Annotated in this window: 22 protein-coding genes; 15 read left to right on the top strand and 7 right to left on the bottom strand. The window is 61.5% G+C overall.

Annotated features, from left to right (window positions below; translation table 11 throughout):
• Positions 1 to 26 precede the first annotated feature (26 nt).
• Genes BACI9J_RS10885 through BACI9J_RS10875 form a run of 3 tightly spaced genes read right to left on the bottom strand, consistent with a single transcriptional unit; the run spans position 27 to position 2,997 of the window.
• Positions 27 to 986 carry a cyclase family protein gene (locus BACI9J_RS10885; RefSeq protein ID WP_159736433.1) on the bottom strand — a complete coding sequence of 320 codons (960 nt, stop codon included), beginning with the start codon at positions 984 to 986 and terminating at the stop codon, positions 27 to 29.
• Positions 987 to 1,030: 44 nt separating this feature from the next.
• Positions 1,031 to 1,972 carry a fumarylacetoacetate hydrolase family protein gene (locus BACI9J_RS10880; protein ID WP_159734383.1) on the bottom strand — a complete coding sequence of 314 codons (942 nt, stop codon included), beginning with the start codon at positions 1,970 to 1,972 and terminating at the stop codon, positions 1,031 to 1,033.
• Positions 1,973 to 1,977: 5 nt separating this feature from the next.
• Entirely contained in the window at positions 1,978 to 2,997 is a 1,020-nt protein-coding gene (locus BACI9J_RS10875) for a VOC family protein (RefSeq protein ID WP_159734382.1), read from the bottom strand.
• A 276-nt stretch (positions 2,998 to 3,273) separates the two neighbouring features.
• Here BACI9J_RS10875 and BACI9J_RS10870 point away from each other — a divergent pair, with 276 nt between their 5' ends.
• Together BACI9J_RS10870 and BACI9J_RS10865 are read left to right on the top strand one after the other, a co-directional pair.
• Entirely contained in the window at positions 3,274 to 4,488 is a 1,215-nt protein-coding gene (locus BACI9J_RS10870; RefSeq protein WP_159734381.1) for an MFS transporter, read from the top strand.
• Positions 4,489 to 4,517: 29 nt separating this feature from the next.
• Positions 4,518 to 5,465 carry a LysR family transcriptional regulator gene (locus BACI9J_RS10865; RefSeq protein WP_159734380.1) on the top strand — a complete coding sequence of 316 codons (948 nt, stop codon included), beginning with the start codon at positions 4,518 to 4,520 and terminating at the stop codon, positions 5,463 to 5,465.
• A gap of 101 nt (positions 5,466 to 5,566) precedes the next feature.
• On the opposite strand, the gene BACI9J_RS10860 is transcribed toward BACI9J_RS10865, so the two are convergent.
• The gene (locus BACI9J_RS10860; RefSeq protein WP_159734379.1) at positions 5,567 to 6,343 is read right to left on the bottom strand and encodes a type 1 glutamine amidotransferase domain-containing protein; all 777 of its coding nucleotides are present in this window, start codon (positions 6,341 to 6,343) and stop codon (positions 5,567 to 5,569) included.
• A gap of 207 nt (positions 6,344 to 6,550) precedes the next feature.
• On the opposite strand from BACI9J_RS10860, the gene BACI9J_RS10855 reads away from it, so the two are divergent.
• The 8 genes from BACI9J_RS10855 (at position 6,551) to BACI9J_RS10820 (ending at position 16,605) form a co-directional block, all read left to right on the top strand.
• On the top strand, positions 6,551 to 7,618 hold the full coding sequence (locus tag BACI9J_RS10855; protein ID WP_159734378.1) for a LacI family DNA-binding transcriptional regulator: 1,068 nt from the start codon (positions 6,551 to 6,553) through the stop codon (positions 7,616 to 7,618).
• A gap of 78 nt (positions 7,619 to 7,696) precedes the next feature.
• A complete protein-coding gene (locus BACI9J_RS10850) occupies positions 7,697 to 9,370 on the top strand; it encodes an ABC transporter substrate-binding protein (RefSeq protein ID WP_159734377.1) in 1,674 nt (557 codons plus the stop codon).
• A 143-nt stretch (positions 9,371 to 9,513) separates the two neighbouring features.
• Complete coding sequence (locus BACI9J_RS10845; RefSeq protein ID WP_159734376.1) at positions 9,514 to 10,491, top strand: ABC transporter permease; 978 nt, start codon at positions 9,514 to 9,516, stop codon at positions 10,489 to 10,491.
• A 10-nt stretch (positions 10,492 to 10,501) separates the two neighbouring features.
• Complete coding sequence (locus tag BACI9J_RS10840) at positions 10,502 to 11,440, top strand: ABC transporter permease (RefSeq protein WP_159734375.1); 939 nt, start codon at positions 10,502 to 10,504, stop codon at positions 11,438 to 11,440.
• Positions 11,437 to 12,399 (top strand): ABC transporter ATP-binding protein, encoded by a 963-nt coding sequence (locus tag BACI9J_RS10835; RefSeq protein ID WP_159734374.1) that lies wholly within the window; start codon positions 11,437 to 11,439, stop codon positions 12,397 to 12,399. Before BACI9J_RS10840 ends, BACI9J_RS10835 begins: the two co-directional genes overlap by 4 nt.
• Complete coding sequence (locus tag BACI9J_RS10830) at positions 12,396 to 13,490, top strand: ATP-binding cassette domain-containing protein (protein ID WP_159734373.1); 1,095 nt, start codon at positions 12,396 to 12,398, stop codon at positions 13,488 to 13,490. Before BACI9J_RS10835 ends, BACI9J_RS10830 begins: the two co-directional genes overlap by 4 nt.
• The gene (locus tag BACI9J_RS10825; RefSeq protein WP_159734372.1) at positions 13,487 to 15,037 is read left to right on the top strand and encodes a glycoside hydrolase family 32 protein; all 1,551 of its coding nucleotides are present in this window, start codon (positions 13,487 to 13,489) and stop codon (positions 15,035 to 15,037) included. The genes BACI9J_RS10830 and BACI9J_RS10825 overlap by 4 nt, the downstream gene beginning before the upstream one ends.
• 143 nt (positions 15,038 to 15,180) lie before the next feature.
• Positions 15,181 to 16,605 (top strand): glycoside hydrolase family 32 protein, encoded by a 1,425-nt coding sequence (locus BACI9J_RS10820; protein ID WP_159736432.1) that lies wholly within the window; start codon positions 15,181 to 15,183, stop codon positions 16,603 to 16,605.
• A gap of 34 nt (positions 16,606 to 16,639) precedes the next feature.
• Here the strand turns inward: BACI9J_RS10820 and BACI9J_RS10815 are convergent, their stop codons facing one another.
• The 3 genes from BACI9J_RS10815 to BACI9J_RS10805 all read right to left on the bottom strand — a co-directional run bounded on the left by BACI9J_RS10815 (position 16,640) and on the right by BACI9J_RS10805 (position 20,414).
• On the bottom strand, positions 16,640 to 17,524 hold the full coding sequence (locus tag BACI9J_RS10815; protein WP_159734371.1) for an aldo/keto reductase: 885 nt from the start codon (positions 17,522 to 17,524) through the stop codon (positions 16,640 to 16,642).
• A 314-nt stretch (positions 17,525 to 17,838) separates the two neighbouring features.
• Positions 17,839 to 19,284, bottom strand: a complete 1,446-nt coding sequence (locus BACI9J_RS10810) for an SLC13 family permease (RefSeq protein ID WP_159734370.1) — start codon at positions 19,282 to 19,284, stop codon at positions 17,839 to 17,841.
• 11 nt (positions 19,285 to 19,295) lie between these two features.
• Positions 19,296 to 20,414 (bottom strand): PrpF domain-containing protein, encoded by a 1,119-nt coding sequence (locus tag BACI9J_RS10805; protein ID WP_159734369.1) that lies wholly within the window; start codon positions 20,412 to 20,414, stop codon positions 19,296 to 19,298.
• Between the two features lie 238 nt (positions 20,415 to 20,652).
• Here BACI9J_RS10805 and BACI9J_RS10800 point away from each other — a divergent pair, with 238 nt between their 5' ends.
• From BACI9J_RS10800 to iolD, 5 genes are all read left to right on the top strand, one after another.
• Entirely contained in the window at positions 20,653 to 21,591 is a 939-nt protein-coding gene (locus tag BACI9J_RS10800) for a LysR family transcriptional regulator (protein ID WP_159734368.1), read from the top strand.
• Between the two features lie 148 nt (positions 21,592 to 21,739).
• Positions 21,740 to 22,144 carry a tautomerase family protein gene (locus tag BACI9J_RS10795; protein ID WP_159734367.1) on the top strand — a complete coding sequence of 135 codons (405 nt, stop codon included), beginning with the start codon at positions 21,740 to 21,742 and terminating at the stop codon, positions 22,142 to 22,144.
• Positions 22,145 to 22,306: 162 nt separating this feature from the next.
• Positions 22,307 to 23,368 (top strand): 5-dehydro-2-deoxygluconokinase, encoded by a 1,062-nt coding sequence (gene iolC, locus BACI9J_RS10790; RefSeq protein WP_236558659.1) that lies wholly within the window; start codon positions 22,307 to 22,309, stop codon positions 23,366 to 23,368.
• Positions 23,365 to 24,327 (top strand): Cgl0159 family (beta/alpha)8-fold protein, encoded by a 963-nt coding sequence (locus BACI9J_RS10785; RefSeq protein ID WP_159734366.1) that lies wholly within the window; start codon positions 23,365 to 23,367, stop codon positions 24,325 to 24,327. Before iolC ends, BACI9J_RS10785 begins: the two co-directional genes overlap by 4 nt.
• A 6-nt stretch (positions 24,328 to 24,333) precedes the next feature.
• Positions 24,334 to 26,280 carry a 3D-(3,5/4)-trihydroxycyclohexane-1,2-dione acylhydrolase (decyclizing) gene (gene iolD / locus BACI9J_RS10780; protein WP_201296559.1) on the top strand — a complete coding sequence of 649 codons (1,947 nt, stop codon included), beginning with the start codon at positions 24,334 to 24,336 and terminating at the stop codon, positions 26,278 to 26,280.
• The last annotated feature ends 29 nt before the right edge of the window (positions 26,281 to 26,309 follow it).

Here is a 26,309-nt window from a genome sequence, read left to right as displayed (position 1 = left end):
TGCTGCGTTCGTTGACGGGCGGCGTGTCAGCGGACCGCGATCGGATTCACCGGTGAACCCACCGCGCCGGTGATGGGGAGTGGCGCGGCGGTCAGCATGAAGTCATACCTGCCGTCCGCCGCACAGGCTTCCGCCAGTCCGTCCAGGTCCCACATCTCACCGAGGAACAGCCCCAGGTTGGGGATGGCAATCTGGTGGAGCGGCTGGAAAGCGCCCTCAAATTCATTGGGCCGGACTTCGAATCCCCAAGTATCCGTGGCGATTCCTGCGATCTCCGAGGAATGCAGCCACGGGGCCGTGCTGAACGACAAACCGGGAGCGGAGCCACCGGCGTAGTCGCCCCAACCTTCGCGGCGGACCCGCGTGTATTGCCCTGTGCGGATCACTACGATGTCACCCCGGCGAACTGCCGAGCCGGGACCCTGGCGCTCAATGGTGCGCACCAGATGCTCCGGGGTGATGGCGAAACCGTCGGGCAGCTCTCCGTCTGACCGGCCCAGCTCCGGACCCAGTGCGCGGCCAACATCGAGCAGGACACCTCTGGTGACGATCTTTGCCGCGGCAGTTTCAATCCCGGTCACGAGGTCGCCCTCGGAGGTGACCACATCTCCTGCAGCCCGCCCGTTCCAAGCTTTGCCACGATCGAAGATGTGGCCCAGCCCATCCCACTGCGTGGAGCATTGAAGGGGCATGGCGATCACGTCATCAGCCCCACCGAATCCATGGGGGAATCCCTGGTTTCCGCGCTCCGCGTCCACCCCGGTGTCCGTCATGGTGTGGACCGGGTTGGTGCGGCGGCGCCACCCCTTTTGCGGGCCATTGGTGTCGAACGGTTGGGACAAGGAGAATGCTTCGCCTGACTTCACCAGCTGTGCCGCTTCGACGCGCTTGCCGTTGTCTATGAAGTTGAGGGTACCCAGGACGTCGTCTTCGCCCCAGCGTCCCCAGTTGTTGTACCGTTCCGCGGCGGCTGCGATGCTGGCCATCGGATCCGAGGGCCGGATCAGATGGGTATCCACGGCGTCGGCAGTCACTGTTCATCCTTGCAGTGAATGAGTTGGGTTCCCAAGCCCGTGATGGTGCCCTCCATGACGTCTCCGTCCTGCAGGAGCCGTCCCCAGTGCTGGCCGTTTCCGGCAGGACTGCCGGTGAGGACAAGGTCTCCAGGCCGAAGCGGCATGGTCTGGGATGCTTCGCTGACCAGCTTGGCCACACCGAAGATCATGTCCTGCGTTGATTCGTCCTGCATGGCTTTACCGTTGAGCTTCAGGGTCACCTGGACGTTCTGGGGATCGCCGAAGAACTTGGCCGGTACCAGCAGGGGACCCGCGGGCAGGAATCCCGGTGCGTTCTTGGCCCGGTACCAGTCCGAGCCGATGGCCGGCATGTCCTTGCGGAACACATACTCGCGCGTGGTGATGTCATTGACCATGGTGTACCCGAACACGTGCTCGAGTGCTTCTTCGGGGCTGACCCGGAAGGCTTCCTTTCCTATGACTGCTGCGAGCTCAAGTTCCCAATCGTGGGACTTGCTGTAAGCGGGCAGGGTGAGGTCATCTGTAGCCGAAGCGATGGCCGTGGGAAGGCCGATGAAGAAGTAGGGCGTTCCTTGACCGGCGCGCTGGTCCATCATGGCTTCGGTCTTGGAGCGTACTTCTTCTGCGTCCTGGCCGGCTTCGCGGTGGGCCACAGCGAGGTCAATCACGTGCTTGCGGTAATTGGCACCGGTTTGGAGGACTTGGGCAGGTTCCACCGGTGCAAGGACCTCGACGGCGGACAGCGCCAGTCCGGCGTCCGGACCTGCCGAGGCTGCGAGCTGGTCCAGCTCGCTTTCCGTGGTTTCCCAGTGCTGGATCAAAGAGTTGATGTCCCCGTCCAGGGTGAGGACACGTTCGCCGATCAGCAAGCCTGCCCTGGCTTTGACGTGGCCCGGTTCCTGGAAACGGATCAGGGAGTATGTTGCGTGTGCCATGACTTCTAGCCCCGACCCTGCTTGGCGTAGGGGTTCAGGAGGGCTTCCTTCATTTCTGCGGAGGCACCTTCCTCTGTTGCGGTGAAACCTTCAGCCGGCGGGAAGGACTCGGTCATGGAGTGCGGCATGGCACCGTTCTTGTAAAAGTTGTTGGAGCCTTCCGAGGGCTTCCAGGTGCTGGCTTCCCAGTCCGGGACGTAGTTGCGGTAGCCGCCTGAGTTCAGCTCCACACGCAGACCTGAGGGATCGCGGAAGTACAGGAAGTTCTGCTCTCCTACGCCATGAATGGAGGGCCCGTATTCCATGGGAGTGCCGTTTTCCATCATCACGTCAGCCGTACGGAGCAGGTCTTCGGTGGCGTCAACCCAGAACGCGATGTGGTTGACGCGGCCGGCTCGCTTGGAGGTATCAAGGACCACGCCGAGATCATGCGATTTCTCGTTGGTGGTCAGTACTGAGAAGACCGTGATGGGTGCTTCATCAAGGTCCACGAAGGCCATGACGCGGAAGCCAAGAGCTTCGTTGTGCCATTTGGCGAATCCCCGGACATCGGAGGCAGCCACAGTGACGTGGTCCAGGAATCGCGGAGCAGCTGCGTGGCTGCTGCGGCGTTCGGGGCGGTCCGGGTAGGTGGACTCGAAACCAGGCTCAGCTACGAACTTTTCCACGTCGTAGAACAGGCGCATGTGGTGGCCGTAAGGACCGGTAAATTCGTAGGCCTTGCCGAAACCGTGTCCTCCGGCAGTCCATGTGCCCTGCACTCCTGTTGCTTCGATCCGTGCTGCTGCGGCTTCGAGCGCGGCCTGGGAGTTGGTGCGCCAAGCCATACGGCCCAAGGATGCCTCGGGTCCTTCAGTGATGACCAGGCTGTAGCGGTAGTAGTCGCCCCAGCAGCGCAGGTACACATTGCCATCCACCCGATCGATGACGCGCATGCCGAACTTTTCTTCGTAGAACCGCGCCGAGGCTTCAACGTCCGGCGTGGTGATCTCAAGGTGGGCAAGATGGGAGAGGGGAGTTTCCACGGTGAATTCCTTCTTAGTGCTCTGATTGCTCGGACAGTTATCTGCAGGTCCTGTAACAACCATGAGCCACATCACGTATTCGGAGAAGGGCAACTATCTGATAGGAACTATCCGTCCAACAAATACTTGACGGGGCAAGGAGATATCCATGCGATGGATACCTCCTATACCGAAACAGCTATTCTCCGCCCGCAGAGCACTTGCCACAGTAAATGCAGTCCCTCCGGGCGCTTCTGCCACTTCGCGGGACCATCTTCAAAGGCGAAGGAAAACAACATGAGCACCATGGATCCAACTGCAACCCGGACCCGTCCACCTGCCTCAGGCCGAACGGCCGGAAAAACCCAAGCAGCGCTGCTGGTGGCCGGCAGCTGCATGCCCGTCCTGGGCGCAGTGCTGCTGGCCCCGGTTCTTCCCACCCTGAACCAGGTCTTTGTCGATACCGCCGGTGTGGCCATCCTGGTTCCGCTGGTCCTTACCCTGCCGGCCCTGTTCGTGGCACTGTTCTCTCCGCTGGCCGGGTACGTGGCAGACCGCGTAGGACGCAAGCAACTGCTCATTGTGGCGATGCTGGCGTACGCACTCTTCGGAACGGCACCACTTTGGCTGGACTCCCTTGGCGCAATTGCTTTATCGCGAGTGGGTGTGGGAATCGCGGAAGCAGCCATTATGACTTGCTGCACCACGCTGATTACCGACTACTACGCAGGCCAGCAGCGGAACAAGTACTTGGGCCTTCAAACCATGGTCAGCGCACTGGCCGCCACGGCCTTCTTCGCCCTCGGCGGCGCTCTGGGCAGCATCAGTTGGCGGACACCGTTCTGGCTGTACGCGGTCAGTGCCGTGCTGGTCATCCCCATGATGTTCAAGCTGTGGGAACCGGCAAAGACCAACGCGCATGAGACGGGCACCACCAAGCAGCCGGTGCCCTGGCGGCAGATCGCTGCACCGGCGGCCGTGACGCTCTTTGGTGGCATTGTGTTCTACGCCTTGATCGTTCACCTGCCCTATGTCATTGCCGGTCTGGGCGTGACTGACACTGGTCTCATCGGCGCGGCTGCCGCCATCGCTTCGCTGGCCACTGCCGCGGGCGCTATCTCCTTCCGGTACCTCGCCAAGTTGGGTACCCGGAAACTGCTGGCGGGCGCCTTCGGCCTGGCCGCCGTCGGGCTTTGTGTGGTGTCTGTGGCCGGCAGCGTCCCTCTGGCCATTCTTGGCGCGGTGATAGCCAGCGCCGGAACGGGCGTGCTGTTGCCAACGCTGCTGACCTGGGCCGTGAACGGTCTGGAGTTCTCCCAGCGCGGCCGTGGCACCGGCATCTGGACCTCCACCCTGTTCATTGGTCAGTTCCTGACGCCCATAGTCCTCGGGGCAACGGCTGCCGCACTGGGGAACCTGAGCCTGGCACTTGGCGCGCTGGGTGTGGCTTGTGCGATCGCGCTCATTGCGGTCCTGATCCGGGGCCCGCGGCCGGCAAGTATCACCGGCTAATGCGCTCCGCCGGTGGATAACCTAGGGGTATGAAGAACCTGGATCTAAACCTCTTGCCGCAACTCCAGGTTCTGCTGGAGCTGCGGAACGTTTCCCGTGCCGCCGAACGGCTCCAGCTAAGCCAGCCGGCCACGAGCGCGGCGATGGCCAGGCTGCGGAGGCATTTCGACGACGAACTTTTGGTCCGAAACGGCCGCAGCTATGAGCTCACTGTCTTTGCACAGTCTTTGGTCCCGCTGGTTGATGAAGCAATGCTCCACATCCAGCGGGCCACCCGTGTCCGGTCCGGGTTCGACCCCACCACCAGCGAACGTGAGTTTGTGATTGCCGCATCCGATTATGCGGCCGCGCTCATTGTTGGTCCCTTACGCGGAATCCTGCAGCAGGAGGCTCCGCGTGTCACTGTGGACTTCGTCCCAACCTCCGGCCTGCAGGGCTCCTTGGCCGAATACTCCAGGATGGACCTGCTGGTAGGGCCCATGGGTTACAAGATGCAGGGCGCCACGAAACAATTGTTCAGGGACAGCTTTGTGGCTGTGGCAGATGCCGGGAACCCGCTTCTGGAGCAGCCACGGTTGACCTTGGAGGACCTCGTCGGGGTGCCACACGCCGTAGGCTACTTCGGCGAAGGGATCAGCACCCCCGCGGACAAACTCTTTGAGTCCCGGGGTGTCCGACGACGTGTGGCCGCCGTAGTGGCCGGTTTTCTCTCCCTTCCGCTCTTGGTGGAGGGCTCGGACCTTGTGGCACTGGTTCCGCGCATGCTTGCCTCCCGGGCGCAGCGGGGGGCGAACATTGAAGTCCTTGAATTCTCCGCAGAGCTGGAAGCGGCCTTGGTGGAAGCCATGTACTGGCATCCTTCCAGGACGGAGGATCCTGCCAGCGTGTGGCTCCGATCCGTTGTGCAGCGCGCCTGTTCTCAGCTCCACGAGATCTTTCCCGTGACGGCGCATCCGGTCAGCATCACCGCCGCTTAGCCCGTTAACCGACGAACGGCCCCCGCGGGTGAGGGCCGTTCGGTTCAGTGCCGGGGGACTAGTGCCGGTGGACTGGGGTCAGCCCGCTAAGTGTCAGCAGACTAGTGCTCCGAGTCCGCTGTTTCCTTCTTGGCACTCTTTTCGGCGTCCTTCTCAGCACGCAGCGCCTCTGCCTCATGTTGCTCTTCGGCCTTTTCCTGGTGGATGACCTCGGCGAAGAGCTTCTCCATTTCCTTGGCGACGCCCGCCGCTGAGGCTGGGTTCTGGCCTGTTACCAGGCGCTCATCCACCACCACTTTCTCTTCGAACACGCCTGCGGAAACGTGGCGGGCTCCCTGCTCCTCCAAGCGGTCCGCCAGGAAGAATGGAATGACCTTGTCCTTACCTGCGGCAACTTCTTCGTCATTGGTAAAGGCGGCAACGTCCCGCCCCTGGACCAGGCGGAAGCCGTTTTTCAATTCCACGTTCAGCAGTCCGGCCGGACCGTGGCATACCGCGCCCACCAAGCCGCCGGCGTCGTAAACGCTGGCTACCAGGCGCTGCAGTCCTTCGCTGTCCGGGAAGTCCCACATGGTGCCGTGTCCGCCCACGAGGTACACGGCGTCGTATTGTTCGGGGTCCACCACGTCAACGCGGGCGGTGTTGTACAACCCGGCACGCGTGGTCTCATCCTTGGTGAAGGCAACCTGGATGGGGTCATCGGTGTCTACCTCGTCACTGGGAGGCTGGCCGCCCTTGATGGAGGCAAAATCGACGAAGTGGCCTGAATCTTTGAAGACCTTCCAAGGGTGCGCGGCTTCGGCTACGTTGTAGCCGGTCTTCTCGCCCGTATCGCCGAGCTCGGAAACGCTGGTCAGTACCATGAGGATTTTCTTCATGAAGTGCTCCTTTCGTCCAACGTCCACACTACGCCCCTCCATTTTCGGTCCTCCGAACACCCTGTTGACAGAGGGGAAGTAACGCGGGTAACCTGAGTCACATGTTCGGCGAGTAACGCGCGTTACCAACAGTGTTATCCGCCAAGCAGCCAGAGCGCGAAATTCTGGCTTCACCCTCGGATCGAACAACAGCACCCGGAGCATTCAATGGCGAAAACCACCCCTGGCGAGGCCGTCCCTGTGCGGCAGCGGGGAGTCACCATGAAGGACGTCGCCAACCACGCCGGCGTCTCCCGGACTGCAGTTTCGTTTGTGCTGAGCAACCGCGAAAACGCCAGCATTTCCGAGGAAACCCGCACTCGGATCAACCAGGCCGTACAGGAGTTGGGTTACCGCCCCAACGCCGGAGCACGTGCGCTGGCATCCCGGCGCAGTGACTGGTACGGGATCGTGACAGAGATCGTCACGGCACCGTTCGCCGTGGACATCATCAAAGGTGCCCAGGACCAAGCCTGGCTTGACCGCCGGTTCCTGCTCATCGCGCCCTCCGACCAGGCCGATGCCGTAGGACCCAATCAAGGCTTGGAGGATGCTGCTACTGAAAAGCTGTTGGAACAACGGGTGGAAGGACTTCTCTACGCAGCTACCTTTCACCGGGGCGTCCACGTCCCGCAGACCGCCAATGAAGTGCCTACCGTGTTGATCAATTGCTATGACGCAGACGGAAAGCTTCCCTCGATCGTCCCTGACGAGCGCGGGGGCGGCCGGGTTGCAGTGGAACATTTGCTCCAAGCAGGCCATACCCGGATCGGTGTGATCAACCTCGACCCGAATATTCCTGCTGCGGTGGGGCGTTTGGAGGGTGCACGCGAAGCACTCGCCGCCGCCGGACTGGAGCTGGACCCGGAATTGGTGATATCCGGATATGCCACCGCTGATGGCGGCTACGAGGCCGCTTGCCGGATTCTGGATCGCTACCCGGAGGGCGGGAGGCCAACGGCTCTGTTCTGCCTCAATGACCGTATGGCGATGGGGGCTTATGACGCCATCAAAGAACGGGGACTGACCATCCCCGGTGACATCGCCGTAATTGGCTTCGACAACCAGGAACTCATTGCGGCCTACCTGCGGCCAAAGTTGACCACGGTTGCGTTGCCGTTCGAAAAAATGGGCGCCTTGGGCGTCCGGACACTCGCCGCTCTTACAGCAGGACAGCCGATTATTGCCGACCAGCAATTGGTCGACTGTCCGCTGCTAGAACGCTCTTCGGTCTGACCGCGAAATCAACGTCGAAGAGCAACCCTTACCCACCCCTTCACCTTGGACGATGAAGATAGGAAAGAGATAACCATCATGACACAACCCCGATACTTCCGGGCTGCCCGGATAACGGCGGCAAGCCTTGCAGTGGGCGCGATGCTGCTCACCGGCTGCACGGCAAATGTCGCCAAGACCAGCACATCCGACGCCGGAGCCAACGCGAGCGCGTTCCTTACTATTCCGCGTGAGGACATGGGCACGTTCGTGCAGAACTTCAACCCGTTCGCTCCCACGGTGAACCCGATGGTTCAGCAATCCATCTACGAATCGCTCCTGATCTTCAACCCGGCAAAGGGAGAAACGATTCCGTGGCTGGCCACAGAATGGAAGCCCGCAGAAGACGGCAAATCGGTCACGTTCACCCTTCGCGACGGCGTGAAGTGGTCCGACGGCCAGCCTCTGGTGGCCGAGGATGTTTCGTACACCTTTGAACTTCAGAAAAAGATCAAGGGCGGCTTCGAGTACTTGGACACCGTCACGGCCGAGGGCAACAAGGTCACGTTCAACTTCAACAAACCGTGGTCTCCGGCCCTCTATGACGTGGGCCAGCTCATCATCCTGCCCAAGCACATCTGGTCCGCTTTGCCTGACCCGGAAAAGGATGCAAACGCAAAGCCGGTGGGTACCGGGCCTTACACAGAGGTTGACACCTTCCAAGCCCAGTCCTTCGTGCTGAAAAAGAACCCCAATTATTGGCAGCCTGAAAAGCAGAAGATCGCCGGCATCAAAATGCTTGCTTTCGCAGGTAACGACGGCGCCAACCTCGCCGCCGCCAACGGAGACGTGGACTGGGCACCCCAGTACATCCCCAACATTGAAAAGACCTTTGTTTCCAAGGACAAGGAACACCGCCAGTATTGGTTCCCTGCCACCGGTGCCATGATCAACTGGCAGCTGAACACCACCAAAGCACCTTTCAATGACGTTGATGTCCGCAAAGCGCTGAGCATGGCCGTGGACCGCGATCAGGTGACCAAGATCGGTATGAGCGGTTACGCCAAGCCGGCTGACTGCACTGGTCTCTCCGGAAACTATGGGACGTGGAAGAACGCGGCGGTCAAGGATAACTGCACCTGGACCAACCACGATGTGCAGAAGGCCAACGAGCTTTTGGACAAGGCAGGTTACGCCAAGGGTGCCGATGGCAAACGCACGTTGAAGGACGGGAAGCCGTTCGAGTTCAAGATCTCCGTAGGCGCCACGTCTTCTGACTGGCTGTCGGTGGCCAACGTGATCGCCCAGAACCTGGCCGAGGTGGGCGTTACGGCCAAGGTGGAGTCTCCGGACTGGGCTGCAGTGGTTGCCGGGTACGAGACCGGTGACTTCGACTCGGGCATTGTCTGGAGTGCCAACGATCCCAGCCCGTACAAGTACTTCAACACCACCATGGGCACGGCCAGCGTGAAGCCGGTCGGCACCAAGACCTTTGACAACTACCACCGTTTCGGCGACACCAAGGCGGATGCCCTGCTGGCCGACTTTGTGGCGGAGGCCGACGAGTCCAAGCAAAAGGACATCGCCAACAAGTTACAGGAAGAGTACAACGACGTCGCACCGGTGGTTCCGCTGTTCTCCGGCCCTGAATGGGGTGCCTTCAATGACACCCGATTCACCGGATGGCCCACGGAGGACAACCCCTACGCCACGCTTTCCGTGAAGTCACCCACCACCGTCCTGGTGCTGACCACACTGGAACCGCGCAAATAATCCCCGGGTCATCGTGGCCCATCCACGGGTCGTCTTTGGCCTGACACCGCACGCCCGGCAGCTTTGATGCCGAACCGCTCATGCTGCCGGGCGTGCCGTCCTTTCTTTCCGCAATTCCCGCAATTCCCGAATGGAGGGAAACCGTGCGCTTCATCCTGCGCCGCCTGGGTTTCTACCTGATCGCCTTCTGGGCATCCATCACCCTGAATTTCCTGCTTCCGCGATTCATGCCGGGAGACCCCGTGTCCCGCATGTTCGCCCGCTCCCAGGACCGAATGCAACCCGAACAGATCGAGGCCTTGCGCAAGCTGCTGGGTGTTGATGACCGGCCCATTTGGGAGCAATACATCGGTTACATGCAGAACATCTTTACCGGGCAGATGGGTGTTTCCATCTCCCGTTTCCCCACCCCGGTCACCGAGGTCATCTCGTCCCAAATCGGTTGGACACTCCTGCTGGGCGGAACCGCGCTGGTGATCGCCGCCGTCGTGGGTAACCTGCTGGGCATCCTGGCAGCTTGGCGGCGAGGCGGCGCGATCGATTCAGCGCTACCCCCTGTGCTGGTGTTCATCGGTTCGTTCCCCTACTTCTGGCTTGCGATGGGTGCGCTGTACCTGTTCGGCGTGGTGCTGGGTTGGTTCCCTATCCGCCATGCGTTTACTGACGGTTTGGAGCCTGCGTTTACCTCGGAATTCATCGGCGACGTCGGTGCGCACCTTGTGCTGCCGGCCCTGACCATTGTGCTGGTCTCGATCGGCGGTTGGATGCTCGGAATGCGGAACACCATGATTGCCACCAATTCCGAGGATTACATCACCATGGCCGAAGCCAAGGGACTGCGCCCCGGACGCATCATGTTCCGCTACGCAGCACGTAACGCCATGCTCCCATCGGTGACCAGCTTTGGCATGGGATTGGGATTCGTGGTGGGTGGTGCGCTGCTCACTGAGGTGGTGTTCGCCTACCCCGGCGTTGGCTATCAGCTCCTCAACGCCGTCCAGGGCCTGGACTATCCGCTCATGCAGGGCCTGTTCCTGACCATCACCGCCGCTGTGCTGCTTGCAAACTTCCTGGTGGACATCCTTTACGTCCGTCTCGACCCGCGCGTGCGCAGCAACTAGAGGACTGATCATGACAACCGCACTCCTGAAGCAGCCCGCCCCCACGCCGGCTGTCCGCAAGCCCAACCGCAGCTTCATTCACGGTCTGATCAGCAACAAGAAGGCGCTGACAGGCATGGTGGTGATGGTCATCTTCATTGCCCTGGCCCTGCTGGCTCCGGTGCTGTTTCCGGGCGACCCCTCCAGGATCACCGCGATGGCCTCCTTGGAACCATCGGGGGAGCACTGGCTGGGCACCACCGCCAAAGGTCAGGACGTGCTTGCCCTGACCGTCCACGGCTCACGCAGTTCCCTGTTTGTGGGACTGACCGTGGGCTTGGCCTCCACTTTCATCGGCATTCTGGTGGGCCTTGCCTCGGCGTACTTCGGCAAATTCATTGACGAAGCACTGTCCTTGGTGACCAACGTCTTCCTGCTCCTGCCCGGCCTGCCGCTCCTGGTCATCCTTGCCGCTTTCCTCCCTCCAGGCCTGGGCACCGTGATCCTGGTACTGGTGGTCACCGGATGGGCAGGCTCAGCACGCGTGCTGCGCTCACAAGCGTTGTCCATCCGCTCCAAGGACTTTGTGGCCGCGGCTGTAGTGTCCGGCGAACGCGCCGGCCGGATCATGTTCCGCGAGATCCTGCCCAACATGGCCTCGATCGTCATGGGCACCCTGCTGGCCTGCGTGATCTACGGAATCGGCGCCCAAGCTGGCCTGGAGTTCCTGGGACTGGGCGATGTCAGCACAGTCTCCTGGGGAAACAACCTCTTCTGGGCCGGCAATGAAGGCGCGCTGCTCACCGGCAGTTGGTGGGTTTTTGTACCCTCCGGCGTATGCATAGCGCTGGTTGCCTTCGCCCTTGCCCTTATCAATTACGCCGTGGACGAGGTCACCAACCCTCGGCTGCGAAAGATCAAAACGCCCAAAGCAACATCCATGAAAGCCGAAAGGAGCGCCGCCTCGTGACTATTTCCCAGGTTTCCTTCGGCACCCACGAGCCCGTCCTGGAGGTCAAGAACCTCACGGTCAAGTACATCGGCGACACCCGCTCCACCACCGCCGTGGACCACGTTTCCTTCAGCATTGGCACCGGTGAGGTGTTTGGCCTCGCAGGGGAGTCCGGCTGCGGGAAGTCCACCATTGCCAACTCGATTATGAGGCTCCTTAAGGATCCCGCGAAGATCGCCGGTGGGAGCATTTCCTTCGGTGGCAAGGACGTCCTGGCCATGAGTCCGGAAGAGCTGCGGCGTTTCCGCTGGCAGGACGTAGCCATGGTGTTCCAATCGGCCATGAACTCGCTCAATCCGGTGCTGACCATCGGGGAGCAGATTGTGGACATTTTCACCACCCATGCCGGCTACTCCCGCAGGGAATCATTGAGGCGTGCGGGTGAACTGCTGGAACTGGTGAGGATTGACCGGGCACGGCTCAAGTCCTATCCGCACCAACTCTCCGGTGGCATGCGTCAGCGAGCGGTGATCGCCATGGCAGTAGCGCTCCAGCCATCCCTCTTGATCCTTGACGAGCCCACCACTGCTTTGGACGTGGTGGTGCAGCAGGAGATCATGGCTCAAATCAAGGATCTGCAGCGCGAGCTCGGTTTCTCCGTACTGTTCATCACGCACGACATGTCCCTCATGGTGGAACTCTCACACCGCATGGCCGTGATGTACGGCGGCCGGATCGTAGAGACGGCAAAGGCCCAGGACGTGTACGCCAATCCCCGCCACCCCTACACCCAAGCCCTGATGGGCGCGTTTCCGCCGCTCACCGGCCCTCGGGTTCCCTTGACGGGATTGCCCGACGGCGTGAAGTTCCGGAACATTCCGGACCTCGCCGAGGTTGCACCCGGCCACTTTGTGGCTCCGTTTGAGGACGACGCCTCGGTCATTGATGCCATCAACCTGGAAGGAGCTGCGCGATGAGCCATTCACTCATGGCACCATCAACCGTATCCGGCACCGGCACCCCGGCCCTGGAGATCAGAGGACTGGGAAAGACCTTCCCGATTGGCGGGTTGTTCTCCCGCGACTCCGTTCGCGCGCTGCACGGGATCGATTTAAGCATTGGCAAGGGCGAGATCGTCGCACTCGTGGGGGAGTCCGGGTCCGGTAAGAGCACCCTGGCCCGCTGCGTTGCCCGGCTCGAAAAGCCGAGTTCAGGCGAGATCCTGATTGACGGCGTCGACGTCCTCAAACGCGACCGTTTCCAAGCGTCCCGTGCGTTCCGATCCCAACTGCAAATGGTCTTCCAAGACCCCTTCGGTTCCTTGAACCCGGCCCACAGGATGGATCATTTCCTGCGGCGTTCATTGGCGATTCACGGGAAGGGCGGCGGTTCCGAGCAAGAGACCCAAAGGCGGCTCGAAGAGCTCATGACCACTGTTGGCCTGCAGCCCGACATGCTGAATTCCTACCCGCACGAGCTCTCCGGCGGCCAACGCCAGCGCGTTGCCATCGCCCGTGCCCTGGCCGTTGAACCGCAGGTCATCCTGGCTGACGAACCCACGTCCATGCTGGACGTTTCCGTCCGTATCGGTGTTCTGAACCTGATGCGCAAGCTCCGCGATGATCAGGGCATCTCCATGCTCTACATCACCCATGACCTCGCGTCTGCCCGCTACTTAGCGGACCGCACCGCGGTCATGTTCGCGGGTGAACTGGTGGAGGAAGGCGAGTCTTTGGACCTCCTGGCCAACCCGGCGCACCCTTACACGCAGCTCCTGGTTTCAGCTGTCCCGGACCCGGCCCGGGCAGGCTCGTATGATCCGGTCCGCAGGGCAGAACTGCGCCAAGCGGTCATGGCCTCAACGCAGTGCGTATTCGACGGCGACCCGGATCAGGCGTGCTCGTCCGATGAGCCGGTGCGTCACCAGGTGGGTCACCCCGAGAACCGCCACTGGGTGCGCTGCCATCTCTACCGGCCCTGGGCTGCGGCCGGAGGCCATGCTTTGGCGAGCGAACCAATTCCATCCAGCCACCCGGCGTCGAACGCTCAAGAAGAGGCTTCCGCATGACTGAAATTACCCACCCGCTCGCCACCATTCCGCGGGACCAACTATTGGCTCGTGCCGAGGCCGACCCCCTCCGCCCGCGATTCCACTTTGTATCGCCGGCCGGGTGGCTCAACGATCCCAACGGGGTCAGCCAATGGAACGGCACCTACCACCTCTTCTATCAGTACAACCCGGAAGGTGCTTTCCACCACCACATCCAGTGGGGCCATGCCACCAGCACGGATTTGGTCACCTGGACAGACCAGCCCGTAGCGTTGGAACCTTCAGCGGGACCGGACGCCGAGGGTTGCTGGTCCGGGGTGTTGGTGAACGACGACGGCACGCCCACCTTGGTGTACTCGGGACGGTTTGAGGATCAGGAGCTGCCCTGCGTTGCAGTCGGATCCCCGGATCTTGTGGAGTGGACCAAGGATCCAGGCAACCCTGTGATTGCAGCCCCGCCAGCAGGCGTGGACATTACCGCTTACCGCGATCACTGCGTGTGGCGTGAAGGCAGTATATGGCGGCAACTGGTGGGGTCAGGAATCCGCAACCGGGGCGGAACGGCGTTCTTGTATGAGTCAGAAGACCTGCGGTACTGGGACTATGTTGGTCCGTTGGTCATCGGCGATGCTTCCCAGGGCGATCCTTCAGACACGGACTGGACCGGGACCATGTGGGAATGCGTCGACCTCTTCCGGGCAGGAGAAGGATCCCTGGGCTCGGCACCTGCGCAGAACTCCCCGGATGTGCTGGTCTTCTCAGCATGGGACGACGGCGAGACCCGCCACCCGCTGTACTGGACCGGACGCTACGCCGGAGACACCTTCAAGCCGGAGGCGCTGCACCGCTTGGACTATGGTGGCCGCTTCTTCTACGCTCCACAGTCCTTCCAGGATGAGTCCGGCCGGCGGATCATGTTCGGCTGGATGCAGGAAGGGCGAAGCGACGCAGCCATGGTGGAAGCCGGCTGGTCCGGAGTGATGAGCCTCCCGCGGGTGACCACAGTGGGCCCGGACGGGACTTTGCTGTTTGCGCCTGTTCCCGAAATCGCCAAGCTGCGCAGGAACCACGTCAACGTTCCTGCCCAGGTGCTGGTGGGGGCCGGAACGTCGGTTGCTACGGGGGCGTCCGGGAACCAACTGGATCTTGAGCTGGACGTGCAACTGACTCCCGGTGCGGAGCTTCGGCTCGGAGTGCTGGCGTCCACCGACGGTGAAGAGGAGACGGTTATAGTGCTGAGCCGGGCAGCTGACGGAACCTCAGCCGGAACTCTCCGCCTTGATCGGACGGGCAGCAGCCTGGACCCCGCCGTGGATGTGGAGGACAAGTCCGGCCCTCTTCCCATGGCGGACGGGCGGGTTCGCCTGCGCGTCCTGGTGGACCGCTCCGCCGTCGAAGTTTTCGCCAACGGGAAGCCGCTCACAGCCCGTGTCTATCCGACCCTGGGCGGCGAGCGCGTGACGCTGGCAGCCACTGAAGGTTCGGTGCGGCTTCTGTCCTTTGATGCTTGGGCCATGGCTGAGGTGTTCGAAGAGACCCGCAGCCTCCTGCCTGGACGGAAGTGAAAACCTTGGAAAAATCTCCATCAGTCTCTCGCCGCGGACTCCTGACCGGCGCCGGGGCGCTTGCCCTCGGCGGTTCGTTGGCGTTGTCCGGTCCCGTTGGTCCCGCCTCTGCGGTGGGTGGTCCTTCGAAAGGAACTTCCCGGATGCGCCCGGTTTGTCACTTCAGTGTTTCCGATAACTGGAAGAACGATCCCCAGCGACCCATCTACCTGGACGGGGAGTACCACTATTACTACTTGTACAACGCTGATTACATCAACGGCGGTGGCGGCACATCCTGGCGTCGGGCCACTACAACCGATCACGTCGCGTTCCGGGACCGCGGGGTCGCGATTCCAAAGTTCAGCAACGGCAACGGTGACTGCTGGTCCGGATGCCTGGTGGTTGATGAGGCAAATACTGCCGGATACGGTGCGGGTGCGGTCATAGCCCTTGTGACGCAGGCCCCGGAAGGCCGGCAGGCGCAGTACCTCTGGTATTCAACGGACAGAGGGCGCTCTTTCAAGTCCGGCGGCGATGCTCCCGTGCTGCCCAACCCTGGCGTGCATGATTTCCGTGATCCCAAGGTTATTTGGGATGAGGACCGTGCCCGGTGGTTCATGGCCAATGCCGAGGGACAGAAGCTGGGTTTCTACACCTCCCCGGACCTGCGGTCCTGGCAGCGTGTTGGCGAATTCCTTCGCAGCGACCTGGGGCTGCTGGAGTGCCCTGACCTCTTCCGGATGACTGCCGACGACGGCACTTCGCATTGGGTCTTGGGTACCAGTGCGAACGGCAAGGGCCGCGGACTTCCAGCGACGTATGCCTATTGGACCGGGGCTTTCGACGGCAGTTCTTTCACCCCTGACCGCGCCGAGCCGGAATGGTTGGATTACGGTTTCGATTTCTATGGGGCAGTGACATATCCGCATCATGATGCGTCGGGCGCGGAGGACCCAACCCTCCGCCGGGCAATTGGTTGGGCCAATTTTTGGGACTACCCCCACAACACGCCCACCTTGGTCACTGACGGTTACAACGGCGATGACATGATCGTTCGCGATGTCCGGCTCAAGCGTGGAAACGGCACCTATTACCTTGTGTCCACGCCCACGTCTGCGCTGGGTGACCATGTGAAGCGCACACATATGCTCGGTGATGTGGCGGTTGTGGGTACCCATGACTTGACGGTCCGCTCCAGCGCTTATGACCTGAGCTGTGAGGTGGTGTGGGATCCTGCTGCGCCACCAGCCAATCTCGGGCTGGAGGTATGCCGGGCGCCAGGCGGGGGCAGGCATGTGGCTGTGGGTGCCTTCCTGGGTGGCCCGTTCACTTATGTAAATCGTCGCCCCACCATCAACCCCACGGCGGGTGAGACGCAGACCCCTATGGATCCCTCCGCAGGGAGACTCACACTCCGTATCCTGGTGGATCTGACCAGTGCGGAGATGTTCGTGGGGGATGGGCGTGTGGTGCACTCGCATCGGGTTTTCCCGCTCGAAGGCGATGACGGCATCCGTCTCTACGCCCATGAAGGAGCGGCCACGTTCCGGAACCTGACCATCCGTGAACTCAAGGTCACGCCCTAGGCCGCCCTTGAGGGAAGGAAAGGTCCTCCCTGGTTCAGGCCTCGGGAATGACCAAGGCGAACCGCTCTTCGCGGGCTTCGTCAGGGTCCGGACCGCTCCGTACACCACTGTGGAGCGCGTTGATGACGGCGATTTCGGCTTCCGAAAGTTCGAAGTCGAAAACGTCGAAATTTTCGGCGATGCGGCCCGGGTGTATGGACTTCGGGATGGCTGAGCGGCCTTGCTGCAGGTGCCAGCGAAGCATCACCTGCGCCGGGGTCTTCCCATGGGCCTGCGCGACGGCGGCGATAGCCGGGTCCTGCATGACGTTCCGGCGGTCCTCGCCGCCCCAGCCCGGGTAAAAGGTGATCCCGCCGATGGGCGACCACGCCTGGGTGAGGATTCCGTGTTCGGCGTCGGCTGCCTGGACCTCCGGTTGGGTGAAGTAGGGGTGGAGTTCAATCTGATTCACGGCAGGGATGACGTCCGTGGCATCGAGCAGTTGCTCCAGATGGTGTGGCATGAAGTTGCTGACACCGATCGCCTTGACACGACCGTCAGCGAGCAGCTTTTCAAGCGCCTTGTAGGCGGCGATTGTCTTCTCGAACCGGTCCGGAGCCGGCTGGTGCAGGATGAAGAGGTCCACGTACTCCACCCCCAGTTTTCCAACCGCTTTGTCCCAGGCGTGAAGGGCCCGGTCATGTCCGTAGTCGCTGACCCATATTTTCGTCTCTATGAAAATGTCCGAACGGTCCAGGCCTGAAATGCGTACCCCTTGCCCGACTTCCCGTTCGTTTCCGTACGCGGCAGCGGTGTCAATATGCCTGTATCCGGTGTTCAGTGCGGTCAGGACTGCCGCCGTGGTTTCTTCAGGGGCGCTTTGGAAGACACCAAGCCCCAGAGCCGGCATGCTGAGTCCATTGTTGAGCGTGATATCCATGTGATCCCTCTTTTGCAGGTTGCGCTTCAGTTCCCAGTGAACACCAGGGCTTGCCTGGCCGGGAGGGTATGTCATTACCCCCTTCAAAGATGCCTTCCTGCCCTCTATGAGAGTCGAGCGGGCGTAGCGTGGAGTGCACGACAAACGCAAGCATGGCAGGGTAAAACCAAGGGCAGGACCACTGGTGGTCCTGCCCTTGGTGCGATGGGTCGCGCCCCTGCGCCCGTCGGTCGGGCTACCTGTTGCGATGGTGTGTTGGAGCGGTTCCTTTCGCGTACCGAACCTCTTCTTCGGTGTTCGTTTACTCCTCGGAGCTACATGATGCCTGTGGGTACAAGCAGCGCCCAAGCGAGTGCGGGTGCCACCAAAACCACTCCGCCGGCGTACATCATCAGCTGCTTGTAGACGCGCTGACGGTCGTCTTCGCGCGCGTTGGCCACCACCAAGGCACCGTCTGTGGAGAACGGGGATACGTCCACCACGGTTGCCGCTATCGCCAGGGCCGCCACGGTCCCCGAGGCACTGAGTGAGCTTGTGGCCAGCAGCGGGCCAGCCAGGGGAATGAAAGCTGTCAGCAGTGCGGTGGACGAGGCGAAGGCTGAGCCGACGCCAATGACGTAGCAGAGCACCAAGGCAATGAGGAGCGGTGCGCCGAGGGCAAGGGCTTGCTCTGCGAGGGTGTCGATGACACCCATGTGCTGAAGGAGGGAAACGTAGGTGATCATGCCGGCGACGAGGAGGACGGTGGACCAGGAAACGCCGCCAATGAAGGTCTGGTGCTCCTTGATGTTGACCAGCGCAAGCAGGAGTCCTGCCGAGAGGGCGACGAAGCCGATCGGCATGTGGAAGCCCAAAGCGCAGATGAGCATCGCCGCAATCAGTCCCAAAGTGAGGATCTGCTGGCCATGCGGCCGGGTGGCGCGCGCCTCAAGATCGGCGTGTTGGCCTGCAGCGCCGTCGCGAAGTTTGCCCAACATGGCGAACAACACCACGGTGAGGACTGAAAGGATGAGATTCAGTGCGAAGCTCGCTCCGAAGAGTGCGCCCTGCGAGATCGGGAAACCGTTCTTTACGGCGATGTCATGCACCAGCACACCTGCCACGGAGAGGGGGGAGAAGCCACCGGCATGCGCTCCGTTGATGATGAACGCACCCATGAGAACGGGGTGGATGCGTGATTCGTAGGCCAGCCCTATTGCAGCGGGTGCCAGCAGCGCTACTGCTGCGGGGGAGAAGGTGCCCAAAGCAGTCAGTGATGCCGCCAGGAGGAAGAAGACCCACGGCAGAAGCAGGGTCTTGCCGCGGACAACACGGACACAGTTCTGGACGATGATGTCGATGGTCCCGTTCCTCTGCGCCATGCTGAAGAAGTACGTGACGCCAATGATGGTAATCACGATGTTTGACGGGAAATCGGCCAGGATCTCTTTATCGGTCATACCGAGCATGAAGTAGCCCACCCCGAAGGAGGCCACGAGTCCCATCACACCGATATTCAATGGCCACTTGGTGGCGACCACGAACATCACCACGAGAATTACCAGCGGGATGATCTGGATGGCGGTCATGGTGGGCTCCGATTCAGGGGTGGCCGCCGGGTTGAAGATGGCACCCCCGAACAGGATGGCAGCCAGACCCAGGATCACAGAAGCGGCAACCGTTATCAGAAGGATACGGCGGCGGTTGTTGGGACGCTGGGAACGTACTTCCCGGATGTCGCTCTCAGCCTCGGGGGCTGGTGTGGAAATAGTCTTAGCCATGGTGGTTCTCCTCATCGAGTGGCTGTTGCTAGTGAGGCTTCGGCGACGTTGCCGAGAGTCTCCGGGAGGTGAATGATGCTGGAGGCGATGGTGCGTGCTGTTCGGTCAACGCCCACCAGAACGGACCCGTCCTGATCCTCGCTCCAGGTTTCGATGACGCCGGCAGGCGTCCTGAGCTTCAGAACTGATTTCTCCGTGTTGCCGGCAATGGTGTTCAGTACGGTGCCGGGTGTGTGGGCCGCAAGCGTGAGGGCGATGCTGCCGGTGATGGCCAGGGCGGGATGCGGTTTGCCCATGGAGAGCATCATGACGTTCACGTCACCTTCGGCGTCGGGCCCTTCGGGAGGACCGACGATTGCAAGTTTGGGTACAGCCCGTGCGGCTTCGGCGGGAGTAGACGCCATGCCCATCCGCACCGCCGCCTGGCGACGAATCTGGTCCAGGGTGTCCAGGTGCGATTCCACGCCGGCTTTCCACGTGTCGTAGCGGGCAGTGTCCAGTCCAAGCTCCTCGGCCCGGACCATGACCACAGGCGCGCCTGCGTCCACCATGGACACCGTCCAGCTGGTTCCGCCGGCAACGATCGTGTCAGTTGGCGAGCCGGTGGGCAGTAGCTGACCGGTGGTCTTGCCGGCAGGATCCTGGAACCCAAGGCCTACCCGGTAACCGGGAAACACGACGCCGGGCATCTGTGCGTCCGGGACGATCGGCAGGGCGCCGGCGGGAGTTGAAACGCGTTGGATGATGATCTGGCCCGTGTTGGTATTGCGGGTGACGATCCGGGTGGAATCGCCATTGGGCACAACCCAGCCCTTCTCGATGGCGTAGAGACCGACCACGGCCGAGCAGTTTCCGCAGTTGCTTCCCCAATCAACTGCTGCCTCTTCGATCCCTACCTGGGCGAAAGTGAATTCGACATCCACCTCCTTGTCCGCCGGACGGCTAAGGATCATTGCCTTGCTGGTGGTTGATGTAGCTCCGCCTACGCCATCGATCTGCCGGGAATCCGGGCTCCCGAAGAGCCGGGGCAGGAGATCGTCCAAGGTGGCGTTGGCCTCATTCAAGTGTTCAGTTTCAAAGACCCAGCACTTGCTGGTGCCTCCGCGCATCCATTCGGCTTCGATCTTCATGGTGTTCCTGCCTCCCTTGGCATCCCTGCAAAATTTATTGCCTGTTACGAGGATGATCCGGATCACATATGAAGACAATGTTGAATAATTGAGGGGGAATGTAGTGATGCTTCACTCATTGTCCGCTCAAGCGAAACAGCGCACTGCGAATCTCCAAAAGCGCGCTTTTTTCCATGCGACTGCCGCTGTATGGCGCAGTGCTGCATAGAATGAACCAAAGACAGAGAAGAGTGAAGAAATGCTTAACTATGAGAACCTGGACTTATTTGATATTCGCAGGCTTGCCCTCCTGGTGGAGGTTGTTGAGCAAGGTTCGATCACGGCGGCGGCCGACATCATGATGTATTCGCCTTCTGCTGTCTCACAGCAACTGCGAAAGTTGGAACAGGAAGTGGGGCAGCCGCTCCTTAACCGACGCTCGCGCGGTGTCGTTCCAACGGAGGCAGGTCAGGTGCTGGCCGGTCACGCCCGGAAGATCGTTGGACAGATGCGGGCAGCCCGGTCCGACCTCGGCCAGATTGCCGGGTTGAATCGTGGCTCGCTGACAGTGGGCACATTCCCTACGCTGGCAGGCTCATTCTTGCCCTTGGTGATCCGCGCCTTCAAGAAGCGCTACCCTGCCATTGGCCTGTCCGTGCGCAGCGCCCGTTTTGACGAACTCGTCTCGGACCTTGAATCCGGAGTGACCGGACTGTGCTTGCTCTGGGACTATCCCTGGAACCGGTTTAATGACGAAGCCATTCGTATCACGGAAGTGTTCCAGGAGAGCACGGTCATCCTGGTCGCCAAGGGGCATCCCTTGGCGGATCGTGATGAGGTGAGTATGAGAGACCTTCGAAAGGAGTCCTGGATAGTCCGCGCGGAGGCCCACCCGGTTGTGGAAGTACTTCAGCGCTCCGCCCATGACGCCGGCTTTGAGCCGAACATCGGTTTTCTTGCCAACGACTACCAAGAGGCCCAGGCAATGGTCAGCGTCGGCATGGGTGTGGCGATTGTTCCCAAGACGGCAGTAGCCCTGCAACATCCGGATGTCAGGGTCCTAAGCCTTGGCGCCCACGCCCCGCTGCGCAGGGTCTTCCTGGCCCAGCGTCAGGACAAGGTGTATGCCCCTGCTGAGGTGGCTTTCCACTCAACATTGCTGGAAATTGCCCGTGAACGTGGCGGCGACTATCTCTGAAACGTTGCCCGCTGAACATAGGGACCATGCCAACCCCCTGCCCATCGGGCAGGGGGTTTGTCGTTGTTGGCGCAAAGTGAATCAGTGAAGCCTTGAGCTCAGGAGATTCTGTTTGTTAGTATGACAGGACAAACTTAGGAGAAGAGACATGCCGCTTGTTCGAATCGACGTCAACCAAGGCCGCACCCCGGAGGACTTGTCCGCACTGAGTCGTGCCATCCACGATGCCATCCTTGCGGAGTATGGGATACCGGAGCAGGACTACTTCCACATCCTCACCGAGCACAAGCAGGGTCAAATTGTTGCCCAGGACGCTGGCCTTGGTTTCCAGCGCACTTCCGGGGTTGTAATGATTCAGATTTTCACCCAGGGCGGGCGCAGCCAGGAAGCAAAGAGCTCACTGTTTGAGGCCATTGCCAGCAGTCTGGCTGAGGTGGGAGTCCAGGGCGAGGATGTCTTTGTGGGCTACGTGGAGAACTCGCCGGGCGACTGGTCATTCGGCTTTGGCCGCAGCCAGTATGTCACCGGAGAACTGGCTGTACCGCGCAAGTAAATCAGCGCCGTGTCATGTTGTAAATATGTCAGTACAAACCTTTGACAGGACATTGATTCTGGTGCAAAGTAGTCATGTGGCCCCGCTCACTGAGGGGTGGCAAGGCATTGGGGCCCAGCGCTCAAAGGTTCAGAGTTCACAAGAGAAAGGTCAACGATCATCGTGACCCACGAACTGCTTACGATCGGGCGCATCAGCGTTGATATCTACCCGAATGACATCGGAGTGGACCTGGAGGACGTGACGTCCTTCGGCAAGTACCTCGGAGGTTCGCCCTCCAACGTAGCCGTGGCCGCAGCCCGTCACGGGCGGCGCGCAGGAATTATCACCCGCACCGGCGATGACGCTTTCGGGAACTACCTTCACCGGGAGCTGCACAAGTTCAACGTGGACGACTCGTTCGTCTCGGCGGTCAAGGAATACCCCACGGCCGTGACATTCTGCGCTATCAAGCCGCCGGAAGATTTTCCCTTGTACTTCTACGGACGCTTTCCTACAGCTCCGGACCTGCAGCTCAAAGCTGAAGAACTGGACTTGGACGCGATCCGTGACGCAGGGATCTTCTGGTCCACGGTAACCGGCCTCTGCCAGGAGCCCAGCCGTGAGGCCCACATCAAGGCCCACCAGGCCCGTCCCCGCACCGGGCTCAAGGAAGGCCAGTTCACCATCCTGGACCTGGATTACCGGCCCATGTTCTGGAGTTCCGAAGAAGAAGCCCGGGCCGAGGTTGCCAAGGTCCTCCCGCACGTGACGGTGGCGATCGGCAACGACAAGGAATGCGCTGTTGCAGTGGGGGAGGGCACGCCCGACGAACAGGCGGACCGCTTGCTCGCTGCCGGCGTCGAGATTGCCGTAGTAAAGCTTGGACCGGAAGGTGTCATGGCCAAGACGCGTACCGAGCGCGTAGTTTCCGCCCCCGTCCCGGTGGAAACCGTCAACGGTTTGGGCGCCGGTGACTCCTTTGGCGGCGCCTTCTGTCACGGGCTTCTCTCCGGTTGGCCGCTGTCTGAGGTCTTGGATTACGCAAATGCCTCGGGCGCGATTGTGGCCTCACGGCTCTCCTGCGCCGATGCCATGCCGACCCCGGATGAGGTGAACGCGCTGCTCGCCGAGCGCGGCCGACCCATCCCGGGCGCGGCCCGGACAGCGAAGGCCCCGGCAGCTTCGGCCCCCAAAGCCTCCACTCTCGACGCGTCAATCCTCGAAGAAGGAGCAGTTCGTTGAACTTCAACGATGACCCCCGCCGTTACGAGCACTTGAGCCGTATCCGCTTGGAGGACCCCGAGGCCGTGGCACGCGCTGCAGCCACCCGGCGCCGGCATCCCGGCCTGAAGCACAGCACCCAGAACTTCATCGTCGCCGCCGACCATCCGGCGCGCGGTGCCCTGTCCGTTGGCCCCTTGCCCATGGCCATGGCGGATCGAAGGGACCTTCTGGACCGGTTGCAAATTGCGTTGGCCAACCCCGCCGTGGACGGCATTCTTGCCTCGCCGGACATCATGGATGACTTGCTGTTGTTGGGAGCGTTGGAAGGCAAGCTCGTTTTCGGTTCAATGAACCGCGGGGGGCTGGCGGGCTTGGTGAACGAGTTTGATGATCGCTTTACCGGCCATACCGCTGCGGCTTTGGAGGCACTGGGTGCAGATGGCGGCAAAATGCTCACCCGGATCTGCCTGGGTGACCCGGACACTGTGGCCACTCTTGAAGCAACAGCCAAAGCCATCGATTCGTTGGCCGAGCGCAAGCTCATCGCCATGGTGGAGCCGTTCCTCTCTGTCCGTGATGCTCACGGCAAGGTCCGCAACGACCTCCGCGCAGACGCAGTGATCAAGTCAGTAGGTATTGCCGAGGGACTCGGGTCCACCAGCGCCTACACGTGGATGAAGCTTCCGGTGGTAGCCGAGATGGAGCGCGTCATGGCTTCCACCACCATGCCCACTGTGCTGTTGGGCGGTGATCCGGATGGAAGCCAGGATGAGGTCTTCGCCAGCTGGCAGGCTGCTCTTGCCTTGCCCGGTGTACGCGGCCTGACTGTGGGCAGGACGCTGCTTTACCCGCACGACGGCGATGTGGCGGCTGCCGTTGCAACTGCGGCTTCCCTGCTGAACAAACCCGCCCCTGGGGCCGCCGCTGCTGATGAGCGCACCATGTCAAACCGTATTCCAGTGAAAGTATCGGAGTAGTTAGCAATGGGTACAGCAACCCGTCGGATGACCGTGGCGCAGGCCGTGGTGGAGTTCCTTTCCAAGCAGTACACCGTGGACTCGGTCAACGGCCTCGAGTTCCGTGAACGGCTGATTCCGGGCACGTTCGGCATTTTTGGCCATGGGAACGTAGCCGGTGTGGGGCAGGCGCTGAAGCAGTACCAGGCCGCGGACCCCGCCATCATGCCGTACTACCAGGGACGCAACGAGCAAGCCCAGGTTCATCAGGCTGTCGGTTATGCACGGCACACGCGTCGTCGCCAGACGTTCGCCATCAGCACCTCCATCGGTCCGGGTTCCTCGAACCTGCTCACAGGTGCTGCGTTGGCTACAACCAACCGTTTGCCGGTACTGCTGCTTCCCAGCGATACGTTCGCCACCCGGGCGGCAGATCCGGTGTTGCAGCAGCTGGAGCTCCCGTACGCCTATGACATCACTGTCAACGATGCCTTCCGCCCGTTGTCCAGGTTCTTTGACCGGGTGTCCCGTCCGGAGCAGTTGTTTTCCGCATTCCACCACGGTCTGCGGGTGCTGACGGACCCTGCTGAAACCGGTGCGGTAACCATCTCGCTGCCGCAGGATGTCCAGGCAGAGGCCTTCGATGTGCCAGAAGAGTTCCTGGCTGAGCGGGAGTGGCGGATCCGCCGTCCCGAGGCCGAGGACGAGGACATCCGCCGCGCAGTGCAGGCCATCCGTGCCGCAAAGCGTCCGCTGATCATCGCCGGAGGCGGTGTCCTCTACGCCTATGCCAATGATGAGCTCGCCACGTTCGCTGAGCTGACCGGTATCCCCGTGGGAAACACGCAGGCCGGCGTCGGCGTCCTGCCGTGGGACCACAAGCAATCCCTCGGTGCCATCGGCTCAACGGGTACGACGGCTGCCAACGCCATCGCTGCGGAAGCGGACCTCATCATCGGAATCGGAACCCGCTACGAGGACTTCACCACGGCCTCCCGCACGGCGTTCCAGAATCCGGACGTGAAGTTCGTGAACATCAACGTGGCCCCGATCGACGCGTACAAGCACGGCACCACCTTGCCGGTCGTCGCTGACGCCCGCAAGGCATTGGTCAAGCTCAATCACGCCATGGGCGGATACCGCGTTGGTGCTGATCTTGAAGAAAAGGTCGCCGCGGAGAAGAAGCGCTGGAACTCGGTGGTGGATGAGGCGTTCGAAACCCGTTACGCACCATTGCCTGCCCAGAACGAGATCATCGGCGCAACGAACAAGGCCATGGATGACCAGGATGTTGTCATCTGCGCGGCAGGGTCGCTGCCCGGCGACCTGCACAAAATGTGGCGCGTGCGGGACCCGTTCGGCTACCACGTGGAGTACGCCTATTCCTGCATGGGTTACGAGATCCCCGGTGGTTTGGGCGTGAAACGTGCCGCGCTGGCCGAAGCCGCCGCAGGTGGCCCCGACAGGGACGTGGTGGTCATGGTGGGGGACGGCTCCTACCTGATGATGCACACCGAACTGGTCACCGCCGTCGCCGAACGCATCAAACTGATCGTGGTCCTCATCCAGAACCACGGCTACGCCTCCATCGGTTCGCTCTCCGAAACCCTCGGGTCGCAGCGCTTCGGCACGCAGTACCGTGTCCTGGACAAGGAACAGCACAGCTTCGACGCCGGTGAGAACCTCCCCATCGACCTCGCCACGAACGCTGAATCACTCGGTGCGAAAGTCATCAGGATCGAACCGGGGGAGCACGTCATCGAAGCCCTCGGCGCCGCAATCAAGGAAGCAAAAGCCGCCCCGGAAACCGGGCCGATCGTGATCCATGTTGAGTCCGATCCTTTGCTGGACGCGCCGAGCTCCGAATCCTGGTGGGACGTTCCGGTCTCACAGGTTTCCGATCTCGAATCCACCCGGCAGGCCTACCAGACCTATACGCAGCACAAGAACCGCCAGCGCAAGCTGCTGGGCTAGAAACCCCAAAGACTAAAAAGGAAGTCCGC

Source organism: Arthrobacter sp. 9V (genome assembly GCF_902506065.1).
GTDB lineage: Bacteria > Actinomycetota > Actinomycetes > Actinomycetales > Micrococcaceae > Arthrobacter.
Note: the sequence above shows the minus strand (reverse complement) of the source record. Positions and strands in the feature narration are given on the sequence as shown.

What these genes read in the sequence shown, in the direction of transcription:
- BACI9J_RS10885 (WP_159736433.1), bottom strand. Translation starts at nt 986, where the DNA reads ATGGCCAGCATCGCAGCCGCCGCGGAACGGTACAACAACTGGGGACGC.
- BACI9J_RS10880 (WP_159734383.1), bottom strand. Translation starts at nt 1,972, where the DNA reads ATGGCACACGCAACATACTCCCTGATCCGTTTCCAGGAACCGGGCCAC.
- BACI9J_RS10870 (WP_159734381.1), top strand. Translation starts at nt 3,274, where the DNA reads ATGAGCACCATGGATCCAACTGCAACCCGGACCCGTCCACCTGCCTCA.
- BACI9J_RS10865 (WP_159734380.1), top strand. Translation starts at nt 4,518, where the DNA reads ATGAAGAACCTGGATCTAAACCTCTTGCCGCAACTCCAGGTTCTGCTG.
- BACI9J_RS10860 (WP_159734379.1), bottom strand. Translation starts at nt 6,343, where the DNA reads ATGAAGAAAATCCTCATGGTACTGACCAGCGTTTCCGAGCTCGGCGAT.
- BACI9J_RS10855 (WP_159734378.1), top strand. Translation starts at nt 6,551, where the DNA reads ATGGCGAAAACCACCCCTGGCGAGGCCGTCCCTGTGCGGCAGCGGGGA.
- BACI9J_RS10850 (WP_159734377.1), top strand. Translation starts at nt 7,697, where the DNA reads ATGACACAACCCCGATACTTCCGGGCTGCCCGGATAACGGCGGCAAGC.
- BACI9J_RS10840 (WP_159734375.1), top strand. Translation starts at nt 10,502, where the DNA reads ATGACAACCGCACTCCTGAAGCAGCCCGCCCCCACGCCGGCTGTCCGC.
- BACI9J_RS10830 (WP_159734373.1), top strand. Translation starts at nt 12,396, where the DNA reads ATGAGCCATTCACTCATGGCACCATCAACCGTATCCGGCACCGGCACC.
- BACI9J_RS10825 (WP_159734372.1), top strand. Translation starts at nt 13,487, where the DNA reads ATGACTGAAATTACCCACCCGCTCGCCACCATTCCGCGGGACCAACTA.
- BACI9J_RS10820 (WP_159736432.1), top strand. Translation starts at nt 15,181, where the DNA reads ATGCGCCCGGTTTGTCACTTCAGTGTTTCCGATAACTGGAAGAACGAT.
- BACI9J_RS10815 (WP_159734371.1), bottom strand. Translation starts at nt 17,524, where the DNA reads ATGGATATCACGCTCAACAATGGACTCAGCATGCCGGCTCTGGGGCTT.
- BACI9J_RS10810 (WP_159734370.1), bottom strand. Translation starts at nt 19,284, where the DNA reads ATGGCTAAGACTATTTCCACACCAGCCCCCGAGGCTGAGAGCGACATC.
- BACI9J_RS10805 (WP_159734369.1), bottom strand. Translation starts at nt 20,414, where the DNA reads ATGAAGATCGAAGCCGAATGGATGCGCGGAGGCACCAGCAAGTGCTGG.
- BACI9J_RS10800 (WP_159734368.1), top strand. Translation starts at nt 20,653, where the DNA reads ATGCTTAACTATGAGAACCTGGACTTATTTGATATTCGCAGGCTTGCC.
- BACI9J_RS10795 (WP_159734367.1), top strand. Translation starts at nt 21,740, where the DNA reads ATGCCGCTTGTTCGAATCGACGTCAACCAAGGCCGCACCCCGGAGGAC.
- iolD (WP_201296559.1), top strand. Translation starts at nt 24,334, where the DNA reads ATGGGTACAGCAACCCGTCGGATGACCGTGGCGCAGGCCGTGGTGGAG.